The 14786-nt window shown below is 63.7% G+C and carries 12 protein-coding genes; 10 read left to right on the top strand and 2 right to left on the bottom strand.

Going from position 1 to position 14786, the window contains the following annotated elements; all coding sequences use genetic code 11:
- Positions 1 to 77: 77 nt before the first annotated feature.
- From FHS89_RS03680 to trpE, 3 genes are all read left to right on the top strand, one after another.
- Positions 78 to 1268, top strand: a complete 1191-nt coding sequence (locus FHS89_RS03680) for an aminotransferase (RefSeq protein WP_184008651.1) — start codon at positions 78 to 80, stop codon at positions 1266 to 1268.
- A 71-nt stretch (positions 1269 to 1339) separates the two neighbouring features.
- Positions 1340 to 3217 (top strand): peptidylprolyl isomerase, encoded by a 1878-nt coding sequence (locus tag FHS89_RS03675; protein WP_184008649.1) that lies wholly within the window; start codon positions 1340 to 1342, stop codon positions 3215 to 3217.
- 7 nt (positions 3218 to 3224) lie between these two features.
- Positions 3225 to 4736 carry an anthranilate synthase component I gene (gene trpE / locus FHS89_RS03670; protein ID WP_184008647.1) on the top strand — a complete coding sequence of 504 codons (1512 nt, stop codon included), beginning with the start codon at positions 3225 to 3227 and terminating at the stop codon, positions 4734 to 4736.
- Positions 4737 to 4745: 9 nt separating this feature from the next.
- Here trpE and FHS89_RS03665 read toward each other — a convergent pair whose 3' ends face one another.
- A complete protein-coding gene (locus tag FHS89_RS03665; protein WP_184008645.1) occupies positions 4746 to 6140 on the bottom strand; it encodes a divergent polysaccharide deacetylase family protein in 1395 nt (464 codons plus the stop codon).
- Positions 6141 to 6340: 200 nt separating this feature from the next.
- Between FHS89_RS03665 and FHS89_RS03660 the strand changes: the two genes are divergently transcribed.
- The 6 genes from FHS89_RS03660 to lexA all read left to right on the top strand — a co-directional run bounded on the left by FHS89_RS03660 (position 6341) and on the right by lexA (position 11153).
- Complete coding sequence (locus FHS89_RS03660; protein ID WP_184008643.1) at positions 6341 to 6925, top strand: anthranilate synthase component II; 585 nt, start codon at positions 6341 to 6343, stop codon at positions 6923 to 6925.
- Positions 6918 to 7940 carry an anthranilate phosphoribosyltransferase gene (gene trpD / locus FHS89_RS03655; RefSeq protein WP_184008641.1) on the top strand — a complete coding sequence of 341 codons (1023 nt, stop codon included), beginning with the start codon at positions 6918 to 6920 and terminating at the stop codon, positions 7938 to 7940. The genes FHS89_RS03660 and trpD overlap by 8 nt, the downstream gene beginning before the upstream one ends.
- Positions 7937 to 8740, top strand: a complete 804-nt coding sequence (gene trpC, locus FHS89_RS03650) for an indole-3-glycerol phosphate synthase TrpC (RefSeq protein WP_184008639.1) — start codon at positions 7937 to 7939, stop codon at positions 8738 to 8740. Before trpD ends, trpC begins: the two co-directional genes overlap by 4 nt.
- Entirely contained in the window at positions 8737 to 9213 is a 477-nt protein-coding gene (moaC, locus tag FHS89_RS03645) for a cyclic pyranopterin monophosphate synthase MoaC (protein ID WP_184008637.1), read from the top strand. Before trpC ends, moaC begins: the two co-directional genes overlap by 4 nt.
- Positions 9213 to 10385, top strand: coding sequence for a molybdopterin molybdotransferase MoeA (locus tag FHS89_RS03640; RefSeq protein ID WP_184009112.1), 1173 nt, complete (start codon positions 9213 to 9215; stop codon positions 10383 to 10385). Before moaC ends, FHS89_RS03640 begins: the two co-directional genes overlap by 1 nt.
- Before the next feature lie 84 nt (positions 10386 to 10469).
- On the top strand, positions 10470 to 11153 hold the full coding sequence (gene lexA / locus FHS89_RS03635) for a transcriptional repressor LexA (RefSeq protein ID WP_184008635.1): 684 nt from the start codon (positions 10470 to 10472) through the stop codon (positions 11151 to 11153).
- Here lexA and FHS89_RS03630 read toward each other — a convergent pair.
- On the bottom strand, positions 11147 to 13222 hold the full coding sequence (locus FHS89_RS03630; RefSeq protein ID WP_184008634.1) for a ComEC/Rec2 family competence protein: 2076 nt from the start codon (positions 13220 to 13222) through the stop codon (positions 11147 to 11149). The genes lexA and FHS89_RS03630 overlap by 7 nt on opposite strands.
- 46 nt (positions 13223 to 13268) lie before the next feature.
- On the opposite strand from FHS89_RS03630, the gene gltX reads away from it, so the two are divergent.
- Positions 13269 to 14690 (top strand): glutamate--tRNA ligase, encoded by a 1422-nt coding sequence (gene gltX / locus FHS89_RS03625; protein ID WP_184008633.1) that lies wholly within the window; start codon positions 13269 to 13271, stop codon positions 14688 to 14690.
- Positions 14691 to 14786 lie beyond the last annotated feature (96 nt).

Genomic DNA, 14786 nt, shown 5'->3' with positions numbered 1-14786 from the left:
CCTGCGCGTCAAGTGCTCCCTTGTCCCGGCGGGGGTCGGCGTTATGGTATCGCGCAGAGCGAAAAGGACTACCGCCCATGACCCTGCCCCTCAACCCGCATCTTGCCGCCACGTTCAGCCCCCCGGTGATGGAGGCACGGCGCTGGCTGGCGGAGGCGGTTATCCCCGCTGATCGCCCGCTTCTGAACCTCAGCCAAGCGGCCCCGGTGGACCCGCCCCATCCCGATTTGCGCCGCGCGATGGCGGCGGTGATGCTGAACGAGGATGCCGCCCATATCTATGGCCCCGTGCTGGGCCTGCCGGATTTGCGGGACGAGTTGGCCCGCAAATGGGCGGCGGAGTATGGCGGGGTGATCGGGGCGGAAAACGTCGCAATCACATCAGGCTGCAATCAGGCGTTTTGCACGGTCATTCAAACCCTTGCGCAGGCGGGTGACGCGGTGGTGCTGGCGACACCATGGTATTTCAATCACAAGATGTGGCTCGATATGGCAGGGATCGAAACGCGGCTTTTGACGCCGGACGCGCAGATGATGCCGGACCCAGACCAGCTTGACGCGCTGATGGATGATCGTGTGAAGGCGCTGATCCTGATCACGCCGAACAATCCCACGGGCGTCGCATATCCCGATGCGCTGATGCAGGCATTCCGGGACAAGGCGCGCGCCCATGGCATCGCGCTGATCGTCGATGAGACCTACCGCGATTTTCACGTGCAAAGCGGCGCACCGCATAGCCTTTTTGCGGACCCTGATTGGGATGAGACGCTGATCCACCTCTATTCCTTTTCCAAGGTGTTTCGTCTGACGGGGCATCGGGTGGGGGCGCTGGTCACGTCGCCCCAGATGATTTCCCAAGTGGAGAAGGTGCTGGATACCGTCACCGTCTGCGCCAATCAGATCGGGCAGCGCGCGGCGCTTTACGGCTTGCGCCATCTCGGGTCATGGGTCGCGGCGGAGCGGGACAAAATTCACCGCAGGCACGCCGCTGTGCGCGCAATGTTTGACGGGCTGGAGGGATGGGATGTCGTAGGCTCCGGCGCGTATTTCGCCTATGTCACGCATCCTTTTGATCTGCCCTCCGATCAGGTGGCGCAGGCCATGATGCGGGATCAATCCATCCTCACCCTGCCCGGCACGATGTTTGGCCCAACGGTCGCCGATGGGGGCGATGGCGCGGCAGAGCGGCAATTGCGGATCGCCTTTGCCAATGCCGATATGGACGGCATCGCGGAATTGGGGCGGCGGCTCGCGCGGTTCCGCCCGTGATCGCCTTGCGCTTGGAATAGGCTTCCCGTAACACTCTGCGCAGGTTTTCCGACGATCCTGAGAGGCTTTTCATGCTGTCATCCATTCGTGCGTCCCGCGGTTCGGTTTTCGGCTGGATCATCATGGGCCTTTTGATTGTGGGGCTTGCCGGATTTGGCTTTACCAGCGTGCTTTCAGGCGGGGTTGTGACCTCCGTCGCGGAAGTCGGTGAAGAGGAAGTCACCGTCGACGAATTCGCGAACGCGTTTCAAACCCGCCTGCGCGGCATCAGCCAGCAGATCGGCACGCCGATCACCACCACGCAAGCGCGTGAAATCGGGCTTGATGACGCGATCCTTGGCGAGTTGATCCGCAACGCCGCCCTTCTGGGGGAGGCTCGCACGCTCGGCATAGACACATCCGATGAGGTGGTGCGCGATGCGTTGATCCGCGAACCGGCGTTTCAGGATATCTCCGGCAATTTTGACGCGGACCTTTACCGTCTTGCGATTGAGACTTCGGGGATCAGTGCTGCAGAATATGATGAGCAATTGCGCCGCGGCACCACGCGCGACCTGATCGCGCTTGCGATGACCAGCTCTGTTACGTTGCCGCGCGGTGCAGCGCGCGAAATCCTCAGCTTTCAGGGCGAAGGGCGCGCGTTTGACTGGGTGCGCGTGCCGGGCAGCGCGTTTACCGATCGGGTCGGCAGCCCGAGCGATGCGCAGCTTGAAGCTTTCATCGCCGACAATCGCGACGCCTTTGTCACACCGGAGACGCGCAGCGTGACCTATGCGCTGTTGGACCCGACCGTGCTTGCCGAAACCATCGACATTCCCGAAGCGGCGCTGCGCGAAGAATATGATCGCAACATTGACCGCTTCACCCGTGAGGAGCGCCGGATCGTGGACCGGATCGCCTTCCCGACCATGGCGGATGCTGAAGCGGCGGCCACGGCCCTTGCCGAAGGGCAAACATCCATTGGTGAGATCGCCTCGGCCCGTGGCCTGACGGCGGCTGATTTCTCCCTTGGATCGGTCACGCGCGGCGCCATCGGCGGTGCAGCGGGAGAGGCCCTGTTCGGCCGGGACAGCACCGGCATCGTTGGCCCCGTGACCACGGATATCGGCCCCGCCCTGTTCCGCATCAACGCGATCCTGTCAGCACAGGAAATCACATTCGAGCAGGCCCGCGATGACCTGCGCACGGAATTGGCCCTGTTTGAGGCTGACGGGATCGTCATCAATGAGACAATCCGGGCGGAGGAATTGATCCTCGGCGGTGCAACCCTTGAGGAAGTCGCAGCCGAAACCGCCTTTACCCTGCAAACGGCAGAGGTGAACCGCAACACGCCAGCGGACACGATCATTGGTGCGCCCGCTTTCCTTGGTGAAGCCTTCACCGCCCCGCTCGGCATGGATCGCGATCCCATTCAAACAGAGACCGGCGCGGTGTTTGCGCTGCGGGTCGAAAGTGTGGCCGAACCGGCCCTGCCCCCGCTCAATGACATTCGTGACGCTGTCACTGCCGCATGGACCGAAGCGCAAGCCGTTGCCGAGGCGCGCAATGCCGCCGCGCGCCTGATCAGCGGCCTGACGGTCGACGGCCCGGACCTGTCCGCTATCGCCGCGCAATTCGGCACCGATGTTCAAAGCGTCGAGCCGATCCGCCGCGATGCGCGGCCTGACGGCATCCCCGCGGGCCTTGTGCCGTTGATCTTCACCATGGATGAGGGCGATGTGGCCTTGGTGGAGGATGCGCAGGGCGCTGTCATCTTCCAACTGACGGAGATTGATACCTTCGATCCGGCGAGCGATACCGGGCGCGGGCTTGTCGATTTCGTGACCTTCCAGTCCGCCACAGGCGCGCAGCAGGACGTGATCGCTTATTTCACCAATGCCCGCTCGACCGAGCGTGGCCTGCGGATCAACACCCAGATCATTGATCAGGTTCTGTCCCAGATCCCGTGAGGCCCGGATGCAGCTTTTCCCCGATTTCGACACCTTCGCCAAAGGCTATGCCGAGGGGCGCAATCAGGTCGTCTATACGCGCCTGATCGCCGATCTCGACACGCCAGTGTCGATCATGCTCAAGCTCGCACAGGCGCGCAAAAACAGCTTCATGCTCGAATCCGTCACCGGGGGGGAGCATCGCGGGCGCTATTCCGGGGTCGGGATGAAACCTGATCTCATTTGGCGCTGCCGGGGCGCGCAGGCGGAATTGAACCGCGCGGCGCGGTTTGATGATGACGCGTTTGAGGCGGATAGCCGCCCGCCGCTCGATAGCCTGCGCGCGCTTTTGGACGAGTCGAAAATTGACCTGCCACCGGACCTACCGGGCATGGCTGCAGGGCTGTTTGGATATCTTGGCTATGACATGATCCGCCATGTCGAGCATCTGCCGAATGTGAACCCCGATCCCCTTGGCCTGCCCGACGCGGTGCTGATGCGCCCGACGATCACCGCCATCGTTGATGCGGTCAAAGGCGAAGTTACCATCGTCAGCCCCGTGTGGGCGGCAGACGGGCAATCGGCGCGCGCGGCCTACGCCCAAGCCGGGGAGCGGGTGATGGATGCGGTCGCGGACCTTGACCGTGTCGCCGTGACCGAACAGCGCGATTTGGCAGAGGCCGGGGACACGCCCACGCCGGTGTCCAACACCACGAAAGAGCAGTATTTCGACATCGTGGCCCGCGCGAAGGATTACATCGTCAAGGGCGACATTTTTCAGGTCGTGCCTTCCCAACGCTGGCGCCTGCCGTTCAAGCTGCCGCCCTTCACACTCTACCGCTCCTTGCGGCGCACGAACCCGTCTCCCTATATGTTTTTCGTCAATCTGGGTGGGTTTCAGATCATCGGCGCCAGCCCGGAGATTCTCGTTCAGGTGAAGGAGAAAAAGGTTACGATCCGCCCGATCGCCGGCACCCGCCCGCGCGGCAAAGATGAGGCGGAAGATCAGGCATTGGAGAAAGACCTCCTGTCCGATCAAAAGGAACTTGCTGAACACCTCATGCTGCTTGATCTGGGGCGCAATGATGTGGGCCGGGTGGCAAAGGTCGGCACGGTGACCCCGACCGATCAATTCATCATCGAACGCTACAGCCATGTGATGCATATCGTCTCCAATGTCGAAGGCGTGCTGCATGAGGATTATGACGCGCTTGCAGCCCTACTCGCGGGCCTGCCCGCAGGGACCGTGTCCGGCGCGCCCAAGGTCCGCGCGATGGAGATCATCGACGAGTTGGAAGTCGAAAAGCGCGGCGTCTATGGGGGCGGTGTTGGCTATTTCTCCGCCAATGGCGACATGGATATCTGCATCGCGCTGCGCACGGCGGTGCTGAAGGATGAGACGCTCTATGTGCAGGCCGGGGGCGGTGTCGTCTATGACAGCGACCCGGAAGCGGAATATCAGGAAACCGTCAACAAGGCGCGCGCCCTGATGCGCGCCGCCGAGGACGCGCACCGGATCGGCGATCGGTCCAACCGGTAAGGTGAGGCGTTAAAGCTCGCCCGCGTCATCCAGGCGTTTGACCAGTGCCGTCACCGGCGCAAGGTCCACCGTCCGCGTGCCAGCCCCAAGAACCCAGGTAAAGAGAGACGTGATCGTCTCCCGATCCGTACGCCCCAGCACAACCAGCCCGCCCACACTGCGGGCATTCACCGATGCGCGGTTCAGCTCAGACCGGATCACGTCACCACCAGCGCCGCTTGGCAGCACAATCGTCACCGTGGCAGTCGGAATGCCATCCACATCTGCCAGCGCATCGACGGAGTTAAAGCCGGTTTCGCGCCGTGTGACGAGGATATGCCCAGTCGCCGCCACCGTCGCGAGTGCGGCACGAGTCACACCGTTGTCACGCGGAATGTCACCGCCCTCGCGGTCCAGAATGCCAATCGCTTCAGGAACCGCCTCAAGGAAAGCCAAGAGCCGCGCCTCAATCTCTACGGCGGACAAGCCGGAAAGATCCCCACGCTCATCGCGGGGGACCATTGCCATCACCTCAAACCCGGCAGCGCGGTAGGCGCGCGCGCGCTCCTCCGCGTCCGGCAGATCGACGGGCACGGCGAACGTCACCGGAAACTGGAACCCGGCGAGGGCAGATGTGGCAAGACCATCTTCGCCCGCATCAACGAGCAGCATCGACAAAAGCGGTCGCGCGCCGGTATCTGCGAAATTCGCGGCATAAAGCTCCCGTGGGGCCTGTCCTTCGGCAACGGGTGTCCGCTCAGGCAGGAAGGAATTGCCTGTGGTCTCCAATGTGCGGGGCTGCGGGGCACGCGCGGGCGCCGGGCTTGCCGGGGCCGATGGCGGCGCGAGGGAGGATGACACGGAGGTGCGCTGCGGCGCGCTCGGTCGCAGGATCGTGCCGCTGCCGTCGGTGCGCGGTAGGCTGGCGGTGGCCTGCTGGGTCTCATCGGGCAATTGCGCGGCGGGCGCGCCCAATCCTTGGGTCGCGCCACCACCGACGCGCACGCGCTCAGGATTGGCGGTTCCGGAAATGCCTGCCTGTGTCGTCACCTGCTCCGCCGGGCGCGGGCCGGTGGGCTGTTCCGGCAGGGGGGCCACGGCTTCTGCCATGCGGCGGGTCGGCGCGGGTGCGGGCGGCGTCTCCGTGATCTGCTCGACGGGGGACAACACGCCGGTATCACGCGCGATATTGGGATCAACAGCTGGTGCGGCGGAGGGGGCGGCGGGTGTGCTGATCACGGGCTGCGCGGCTGTCGTCTGGCTCCCGATCGACGCATCCCGCTGCGGCGCCGGTGTCGCCGGGGCGGCACTGACCACAGGCTCCGGCGCTGCTGTCTGAATTTGGATAGGTTGCAAAATGGCCAGCGCGGACAGACCCGCGATGCTCACCACACTTCCGGTAAGAAACCCTTTGATAAACGCCATACGCCCCCCGATGCCCCGCTTCTTCGTTCTCTTGCCTGCGAATAACCCGATTAACCGGGCGAGCTTGCGCGTTTTGGCGCGCAGCCCCCTTGACCATGGACCGCAGGACCGCTCATTTATACCCCGGACTGAGGCGCGCGACACATTTTTCTTTCCAAGGTGCCGATTTCGCCCATTTTTTGACGCCGAAGGGATCGGACATGCTGCTGCTGATCGATAATTATGACAGCTTCACCTACAATCTTGTGCATTACCTTGGCGAATTGGGCGCGGATGTGGTGGTCAAGCGGAACGACGCGCTGACCGCAGCGGAAGCGATGGCAATGCGGCCCGAGGCGATCCTGCTTTCCCCCGGCCCATGCGATCCCGATCAGGCGGGCATCTGCCTTGACATCACCAAGGCGGCGGCAGAGGCGCGGGTGCCGCTGATGGGTGTCTGCCTTGGGCATCAGACCATCGGTCAGGTGTTCGGCGGCGCGGTCGTGCGCGCGCCCGCGATTATGCATGGCAAGGTGGACGATATTCACCACGAAGGGCGCGGCGTGTTCGAGGGCCTGCCCTCCCCCCTGCGCGCGACGCGGTATCATTCCCTGACCATCGCACCAGACAGCGTGCCAGATTGCCTTGAGGTGACCGCAACGGTCGCGGATGGCACGATCATGGGCCTGTCTCACAAGGAATTGCCGATCCATGGTGTGCAATTCCATCCTGAATCCATCGCGTCCGAGCATGGCCACGCCATGCTGCGCCGCTTTCTGAAAGAGACGGAGCTGGCCGATGTCTGAGGCACTCAAACCCCTCATTGCCGCCGCAGCGGACCGCCCCCTGACGCGGGAAGAGGCCGAAAGCGCCTTTGCCATCCTGATGGAGGGCGAAGCGACCGCGCACCAGATCGGTGGCTTCCTGATGACCCTGCGCACCCGGGGCGAAACGGTCGATGAATATGCTGCTGCGGCTGCCGTCATGCGCGCCAAATGTGCTGCCGTCACGGCACCCGCCGGGGCGATGGACATCGTCGGCACGGGTGGCGACGGGAAAGGCACGCTCAATATCTCCACCGCGACCGCATTCGTCGTGGCGGGCGCGGGTGTGCCGGTAGCAAAACATGGCAATCGCAACCTGTCCTCGAAATCCGGCGCGGCGGACGCGTTGGGAGAGATGGGGATCAACGTCATGGTCGGCCCGGCTGTGGTGGAGCGCGCGCTTTCTGAGGTTGGCATCGCCTTCATGATGGCCCCGATGCACCATCCCGCGATCCGGCATGTGATGCCCGCGCGGCAGGAACTCGCGACCCGCACGATCTTCAACATCCTCGGGCCGCTGACGAACCCTGCAGGCGTCAAACGGCAACTGACCGGCGCATTTTCCAAGGACATGATCCGACCGATGGCGGAGACGCTCCTTGCCCTCGGGTCTGAAAAGGCGTGGCTTGTCCATGGCGGCGACGGCACGGATGAATTGTCCATCGCGGGCCTGTCATATGTTGCGGCCCTGGCCGATGGGGAGGTGACGGAATTTGAGTTGCACCCGGAGGCGGCTGGCCTGCCGGTGCACCCGTTTGAGGCCATCCTCGGTGGCACGCCAAAGGAGAATGGCGTGGCCTTCCGCGCGCTGCTGGACGGTGCGCCCGGGGCCTACCGCGATGCGGTTTTGCTGAACGCAGCGGCGGCGTTGGTCGTGGCGGATCATGTGAAAACCCTGCCCGAAGGCGTTGATTTTGCAAAAGAAAGCATTGATTCAGGTGCGGCGAGATCCAAGATCGCAGCCCTTGCCAAACTCACTTCGGAGGCCGCGACATGAGCGACGTTCTTGACCGGATCAAGGCCTATAAACTGGAGGAGGTCGCCGCGCGAAAGGCCGCCCGCCCTCTCGCCGATGTGGAGGACGCGGCGCGCTCCGCAAGCCCGGTGCGCCCCTTTGGTCGAGCCTTGCAAGACACGGTCGCCGCAGGCCGCTACGCGCTCATCGCGGAGGTAAAAAAGGCCAGCCCATCCAAGGGCCTGATCCGCGCCGATTTCGACCCGCCCGCCTTCGCCCGCGCCTATCAGGACGGTGGCGCGACCTGCCTGAGCGTTTTGACAGATGCGCCCAGCTTCCAAGGGCATGAGGATTACCTCGTTGCGGCGCGCGCGGCGACCACCCTCCCCGTTCTGCGCAAGGATTTCCTCTATGACACCTGGCAAGTGGCAGAGGCCCGCGCGCTTGGGGCCGATTGCATTCTGATCATCATGGCCAGCGTGTCCGACGCGCAGGCGCAGGAGCTCGAAGACGCAGCATTTCATTGGGGCATGGACGCGTTGATCGAGGTGCATGATGGCGATGAACTGGACCGCGCCTTGGCGCTCAAGTCGCCGCTCCTTGGCATCAACAACCGCAATCTGCGCACCTTTGAGACACGATTGGAGACGACGGAGGAGCTATCGGCGCGTGTCCCCTCAGACCGGTTGCTTGTGTCCGAATCCGGCCTCTTCACACCTGCCGATCTTGCGCGGGTCGCGGCTGTCGGCGCGCGCACTTTCCTGATCGGGGAAAGCCTGATGCGGCAGGAGGACGTGGCACAGGCCACGCGCGATCTGCTCGCCAATCCGGTGCCTGCATGAGCGGGCTGACGCATTTCGATGCGACCGGGGCTGCGCATATGGTGGATGTCTCCGAAAAAGAGATCACCGCCCGCACCGCAATCGCGCGTGGGCGGGTGGAAATGGCGCCCGAAACCCTCGCCCTGATCACCGAAGGACGCGCGAAAAAGGGCGACGTGCTCGCCGTCGCGCGGCTTGCCGGGATCATGGGCGCGAAACGCACGGCGGATTTGATCCCACTGTGCCACCCCTTGCCAATCAGCAAGGTGCGTGTTGATCTGACGCCAGATACGGCCACCAACTCCGTACTGATCGAGGCTGAAGTGCGCACCACAGGCCAAACCGGGGTGGAGATGGAGGCGCTCACAGCCGTGAACATCGCCGCCCTCACCATCTATGACATGGTCAAGGCGGTGGATAAGGCGATGCGCATCACGGACATCCGTCTGGCGCTCAAAGAAGGCGGAAAATCAGGCCGTTACGAGGCGGAATGATGATTTCTGTTGCCGAAGCCTTCACCCATCTTGAGGCTCTCATCCCGTGTATGGAGCATGAAACGGTGCCGCTGCGGGCGGCCCATGGTCGGGTTTTGGCCGCGGATGTGACGGCGCAGCGCGCGCAGCCACCCTTTGACGGGTCTGCCATGGATGGCTACGCGATGCGCAGTGCCGACGCACGCCCGGGGGCGACCGCCAAAGTGATCGGAGAATCGCAAGCCGGATCGCGATTTGCGGGCCGGGTCGGCGCTGGGGAGGCCGTGCGCATCTTCACCGGTGCACCCGTGCCCGAAGGCACTGACCGGATTGTGTTGCAAGAGGATGTGGACCGCGACGGGGATCAGATCACGCTGCGCGACAGCCTCGATCAGGGGCCGCATATCCGGCGCAAAGGGATCGATTTCGACATTGGCAGCATCCTGACCGCGCCGCGCGTGATCACCCCTCGGCTGATCGGGCTTTTGGGGGCGATGAATGTGGCGCACGTGACCGTTGCCCGCCGTCCGGTGATCGGGCTGATCGCAACCGGCGACGAGTTGGTGATGCCGGGAGAGACGCCCGGGCCGGACCAAATCGTCAGTTCAAACAGCCTCGCCCTTGCCGCCCTCATTGAGGCCGCAGGGGCCGTTCCGCGTATCCTGCCTATTGCGCGCGATACGCGCGACAGCACCATCGCCGCGCTTAAGCTGGCGCAGGATTGCGATATGGTCGTGACCATTGGCGGCGCGTCGGTCGGGGATCATGACCTTGTCGCCTCCTCGGGCAAGGAGATCGGACTGACCCTCGATTTCTACAAGATCGCGATGCGCCCCGGAAAACCGCTCATGGCCGGGCGCCTGAACAACACACCCATGCTGGGCCTGCCGGGAAACCCTGTATCCGCGATGATCTGCGCGGAGTTGTTTTTGATCCCCCTGATCCATGCCAGCCTCGGCCTACCTTTCGCCCCACGCGACAGGCAGACAGCGAAACTCGGCGCGGCACTGCCAGCCAATGGACCGCGAGAGCATTACATGCGCGCGCGCCTCACGGGCACGACAGTAAGCCCGATGAGCAATCAGGACAGCTCCCTCCTTTCCATTCTGTCGGAGGCAAACGCCCTGATCGTGCGCCCGCCCCATGATCCCGCGCAGCCCGCGGGTGCGCCCGTTCAGATCATAGGATTGTGAACAAAACCTTACTTATTGACACAAAACAGGAACTTTTGTAGAACGGATCGCAAATACAGCCCACCTTAGACAAAGGACTGTCCCATGCTGACCCGGAAACAACTCGACCTGTTGAACTTCATTCAGGATCGTATGCAGCGGGACGGTGTGCCGCCCTCCTTCGATGAGATGCGGGAGGCGCTGGATCTGCGCTCCAAATCCGGCATCCACCGGCTGATCACGGCGCTGGAGGAGCGGGGGTTTATCCGGCGGCTGGCGCATCGGGCGCGCGCGATTGAGATTGTGCGCCTACCCGATGGCAGTGATCCACGCGGGATCGTCCCTGACGTGATTGACGGTGGCCGTGTTGATCCGCCTGCCGCCGCGCAACGTGTTGAAAGCACTGTGTTTGATGTGCCGGTGATGGGTCGGATCGCAGCCGGGACGCCAATTGAGGCGATCCAGCAGGTTTCCCACTCCGTGGGCGTGCCGGGCGATATGATCCGCCGGTCCGGCCGGCATTACGCGCTGGAAGTGCGGGGCGACTCGATGATCGACGCGGGGATCTGCAATGGCGATGTGGTCGTCATCCACGAACAATCCGATGCGGAGAATGGCGATATCATCGTCGCACTTGTCGAGGGTGAGGAAGCCACGCTCAAGCGGCTGCGCAAGCAGGGTGCCGCCATCGCGCTGGAGGCCGCAAACCCCGCCTATGAAACCCGCATCTACCGATCCGATCAGGTGAAGGTGCAGGGAAAGCTGGTCGGCCTGATCCGCAGCTATTGATACCGCGCCCATGGCGATGGGCCGCGCGCGTCGCGCGTGGTTATCACGCTCACCTCTGAGCCAAGCGTGAGGGCAATCGCACCGGTCGCGGCAAATGTCGCTTGTGTGAATTGAAGGCAGGGGCCAAGCAATGGCTCCGCCACACGGGGCAGCACGAGGATCACGCCGGTGCGGCACCATGATGGCTCCGCGCTGCGCTCCGAACTCCAGATCAGGTCCCGCCCGCCCGACAAGCGGGCAAAGGCATAGCCCCGGCGCTGCTCCCCCGGCCAGATGTCGCGCGCCCGTGCGCGGTCAAGCGGCTGGCCGTCATTCTCCGCCCAGCGTTCGGCGGCAAATCCATTGCCGCGCATCCGGTTCAGCGCCCGCCCGTCCTCCGTCAGGATACCAACAAGCATCCCGTCGTCAGAAATCAGGATATCTGGCCGCGCCTCTGCACCCCAGATCGGCAGGGCCGCGAGCATCGCCACGACGCCAAGCCATCGCCCTGCCCCGCGCCACAGGATCAGCCACACTCCGCCGAGGCTTACGAGGCACAGCGCCAGAAGCGGCCCCATCGGAACCAGCCGCACGGCCCCCTCCATCCCAGCGACGAAATCCGCGACTGCAAGCACGCCGCCAATCCCGAGGGACATCACCCAAAGCGGCACCTCCGCCAATCCAATGGGCGCTAAGACCGCCGCAATCACCCCTGCGGGCATGATGACCGATCCCATCAGCGGCACCGCCATCAGGTTCGCCAAGAGGCCAAGCTGGGATATCTGACCGAAATGGAAGGCGGAGATCGGGGCCGTCGCCGCACCCGCGACGCTAGAGGCGACAAACAGCGCCAGCGCCGGGCGCAGCCGCGTGACCCATCCCCGCTTCTCATCCCGCCACCATGCCTGCCCACGCAACCACTCGAATGTCGCGATCAGGGCTGCCGTGGCGGCGAAGGACATTTGAAAACCGGGGCCAGCGATGCTCTCAGGCGCGGTGATCAGGATAATGGCAGCGGCCAATGCGACCGCGCGCAAGGTAAAGGCGGGCCGGTCGATCAGCACCGCAAACAGCACCACCGTGACCATGACAAACGCCCGCTGCGTCGCCACGGCCCCGCCCGACATCACAAGGTAGACCACCCCGGCAAGGATCGCGGCCACCGCCGCCAGTTTGCGGATCGGCCACTGCGCGGCAAGGCCCGGAACAGCACTCAGCCCAAACCGCACGAGCGCAAACACGAAACCCGTTAGCATGCCCATATGCATTCCTGAAATCGCCAACAGATGCGCAAGGTTGGAGGCGCGCAGATCCTCCAGCGTGTCCTGATCGATATGGGCGCGGTCCCCTGTCAGAAGCGCGGTGGCAAACCCACCGCGCGGCCCGTCGATTGCCCCGACAATTGCGTCAGACACATCTTGCCTTGCCTGCAATAGGCGTATCCACGCGGTCGCTGGCTCCGGTGCGAGGATCAGGACCGGCGCCGTACTGTATCCAACCGCCCCCAACCGCTGAAACCACGCCATCTGCCGAAAATCGAAGCCATGCGGCTCAACCGGGCCGGACGGGGGGGCGATGCGCGCATGAAGGCGCACAACATCGCCGGGCCGCACCGTGGCTTCGGCCTGCGGCCCGGTGAGCGCGATGCGGATGCGGTCCGGTTGGACCGCGCTGTCATAGACTGTCACCCGGTCCAGAAGGATGCGCGGATTGTTCCCACTGGACCGGCTGATCCCGATCACGCGGCCTTCGATCGTGGTCGCCATATCCGCGGCAAGGATCGGTGCGGCAACCGCATGGACACGCCATGCGGTGACCATCACACCTCCGGCCATCGCGGACGCGGCCCATGCTGCCATGAGGATCGGGACGGCCGCCCGACGGGCCAGGATGGGCACGGCAATCACCAGCCCAAGCATAAGCAACTGCCAGTCCGGCAGTACGCCCCCCCATCCCAGACAAAGCGCGCAGCCAATGCCGAAAAACACTGGCCACCACAAAACAAGCTGGCGCCGTTGCGGCTCCAGCGCGTCCGAGAGCCAGACAAGGCCGGGTGACCTTGTCGGCAGGTATGGGATTGCCTTAAACACGGGGCCAAGGCTACGCCGCCAATCCCTACGATAAGGTTAACAGAGTATGAACACCTCCCCGGTCGTCACCCGTTTTGCCCCCTCGCCCACGGGCTATCTGCATATTGGCGGCGCGCGCACCGCGTTGTTCAACTGGTTGTTCGCAAAGGCCAATGGCGGGCGCTTCCTCCTGCGGATTGAGGATACGGACCGCGCCCGCTCCACACCTGAGGCGACCGAGGCGATTTTCGAGGGCATGCGCTGGCTTGGCCTTAACTGGGATGGGGACGCGATCAGCCAGTTTGAGCGCGCGCCGCGCCATGCCGAGGTCGCCCATGCGATGCTTGCGGCGGGCACGGCCTATAAGTGCTTCTCCACGCAGGACGAAATCGCGGCCTTTCGAGAGGCGGCCAAGGCCGAAGGGCGCTCGACCCTGTTCCGCTCCCCGTGGCGTGAGGCTGATCCAGCGGATCACCCGGATGCTCCCTTTGTCGTGCGGCTCAAGGCGCCGCAATCGGGGAAAACGACCATCGCGGATCAGGTGCAGGGCGATGTGACATGGGGCAACGACACGCTTGATGATCTGGTGCTGCTGCGGTCCGACGGGACGCCGACCTATATGCTGGCCGTGGTGGTGGACGATCACGATATGGGCGTCACCCATGTGATCCGCGGGGATGACCACCTGACGAACGCCGCACGGCAGGCTCTGATCTATCAGGCAAATGGCTGGAAATTGCCAGTATTCGCCCATATCCCGCTGATCCACGGACCGGACGGTGCGAAACTGTCAAAGCGGCATGGCGCGCTCGGGGTCGAGGCCTATCGCGACATGGGCTACCCGGCGGAGGCGATGCGCAATTACCTTGCCCGCCTTGGCTGGTCGCATGGCGATGACGAGGTGTTCACCACTGCGCAGGCGGTCGAGTGGTTCACACTGGACGGGATCGGGAAATCCCCCGCGCGGTTCGATTTTGCCAAGCTGGAGAATATCTCTGGCCAGCACTTGCGGATGATGTCGCCGGAGACCGTCGCGGCGCAATTGACCGAATTTGCTGCATCGCAGCAAAAACCACTGCCCGATGGTGTGAAGGGGCAGCGCCTGAATGCCGCACTCCCCCTTTTGAAAGAGCGGGCTAAGACTTTCTTGGAACTCATTGATTCAGCATATTTTTGCACTGCTGACCGCCCCCTCAAAATGGACCAAAAGGCGGCCCAGCAACTGCAGAATGTATCCCATGGTATGCTGAATGCGTTGACGCAGCAGATGCAAAATGTTACTTGGACGGCAACCGATCTGGAAGCATTCTTGCGTGACCACGCCGCGGCAACCGAACAGAAGCTCGGCAAGGTGATGCAGCCCCTCCGCGCGGCACTCACGGGGAGTACGACCTCCCCCAGCGTGTTCGAGATCCTCGTGATCCTTGGGCAGGAGGAAAGCCTTGCGCGTCTCAACGACGCTTTGTCGCTGACGGCGCAAGACGACTGAACGCTTCCAGTCGCGCAAGGCGGGCCATGACGGCATTGCCAGAAATATTGGGTTGCGCGCGCCCCCGCGCGCAGCACCACTTGATGACGGCGCTGC

Source organism: Rubricella aquisinus (assembly GCF_014199445.1).
Lineage (GTDB): Bacteria > Pseudomonadota > Alphaproteobacteria > Rhodobacterales > Rhodobacteraceae > Rubricella > Rubricella aquisinus.
Note: the sequence above shows the minus strand (reverse complement) of the source record. Positions and strands in the feature narration are given on the sequence as shown.

Coding starts and splice junctions, on each gene's coding strand:
- FHS89_RS03680 (WP_184008651.1), top strand. CDS start 78: ATGACCCTGCCCCTCAACCCGCATCTTGCCGCCACGTTCAGCCCCCCG.
- FHS89_RS03675 (WP_184008649.1), top strand. CDS start 1,340: ATGCTGTCATCCATTCGTGCGTCCCGCGGTTCGGTTTTCGGCTGGATC.
- trpE (WP_184008647.1), top strand. CDS start 3,225: ATGCAGCTTTTCCCCGATTTCGACACCTTCGCCAAAGGCTATGCCGAG.
- FHS89_RS03665 (WP_184008645.1), bottom strand. CDS start 6,140: ATGGCGTTTATCAAAGGGTTTCTTACCGGAAGTGTGGTGAGCATCGCG.
- FHS89_RS03660 (WP_184008643.1), top strand. CDS start 6,341: ATGCTGCTGCTGATCGATAATTATGACAGCTTCACCTACAATCTTGTG.
- trpD (WP_184008641.1), top strand. CDS start 6,918: ATGTCTGAGGCACTCAAACCCCTCATTGCCGCCGCAGCGGACCGCCCC.
- trpC (WP_184008639.1), top strand. CDS start 7,937: ATGAGCGACGTTCTTGACCGGATCAAGGCCTATAAACTGGAGGAGGTC.
- moaC (WP_184008637.1), top strand. CDS start 8,737: ATGAGCGGGCTGACGCATTTCGATGCGACCGGGGCTGCGCATATGGTG.
- FHS89_RS03640 (WP_184009112.1), top strand. CDS start 9,213: ATGATTTCTGTTGCCGAAGCCTTCACCCATCTTGAGGCTCTCATCCCG.
- lexA (WP_184008635.1), top strand. CDS start 10,470: ATGCTGACCCGGAAACAACTCGACCTGTTGAACTTCATTCAGGATCGT.
- gltX (WP_184008633.1), top strand. CDS start 13,269: ATGAACACCTCCCCGGTCGTCACCCGTTTTGCCCCCTCGCCCACGGGC.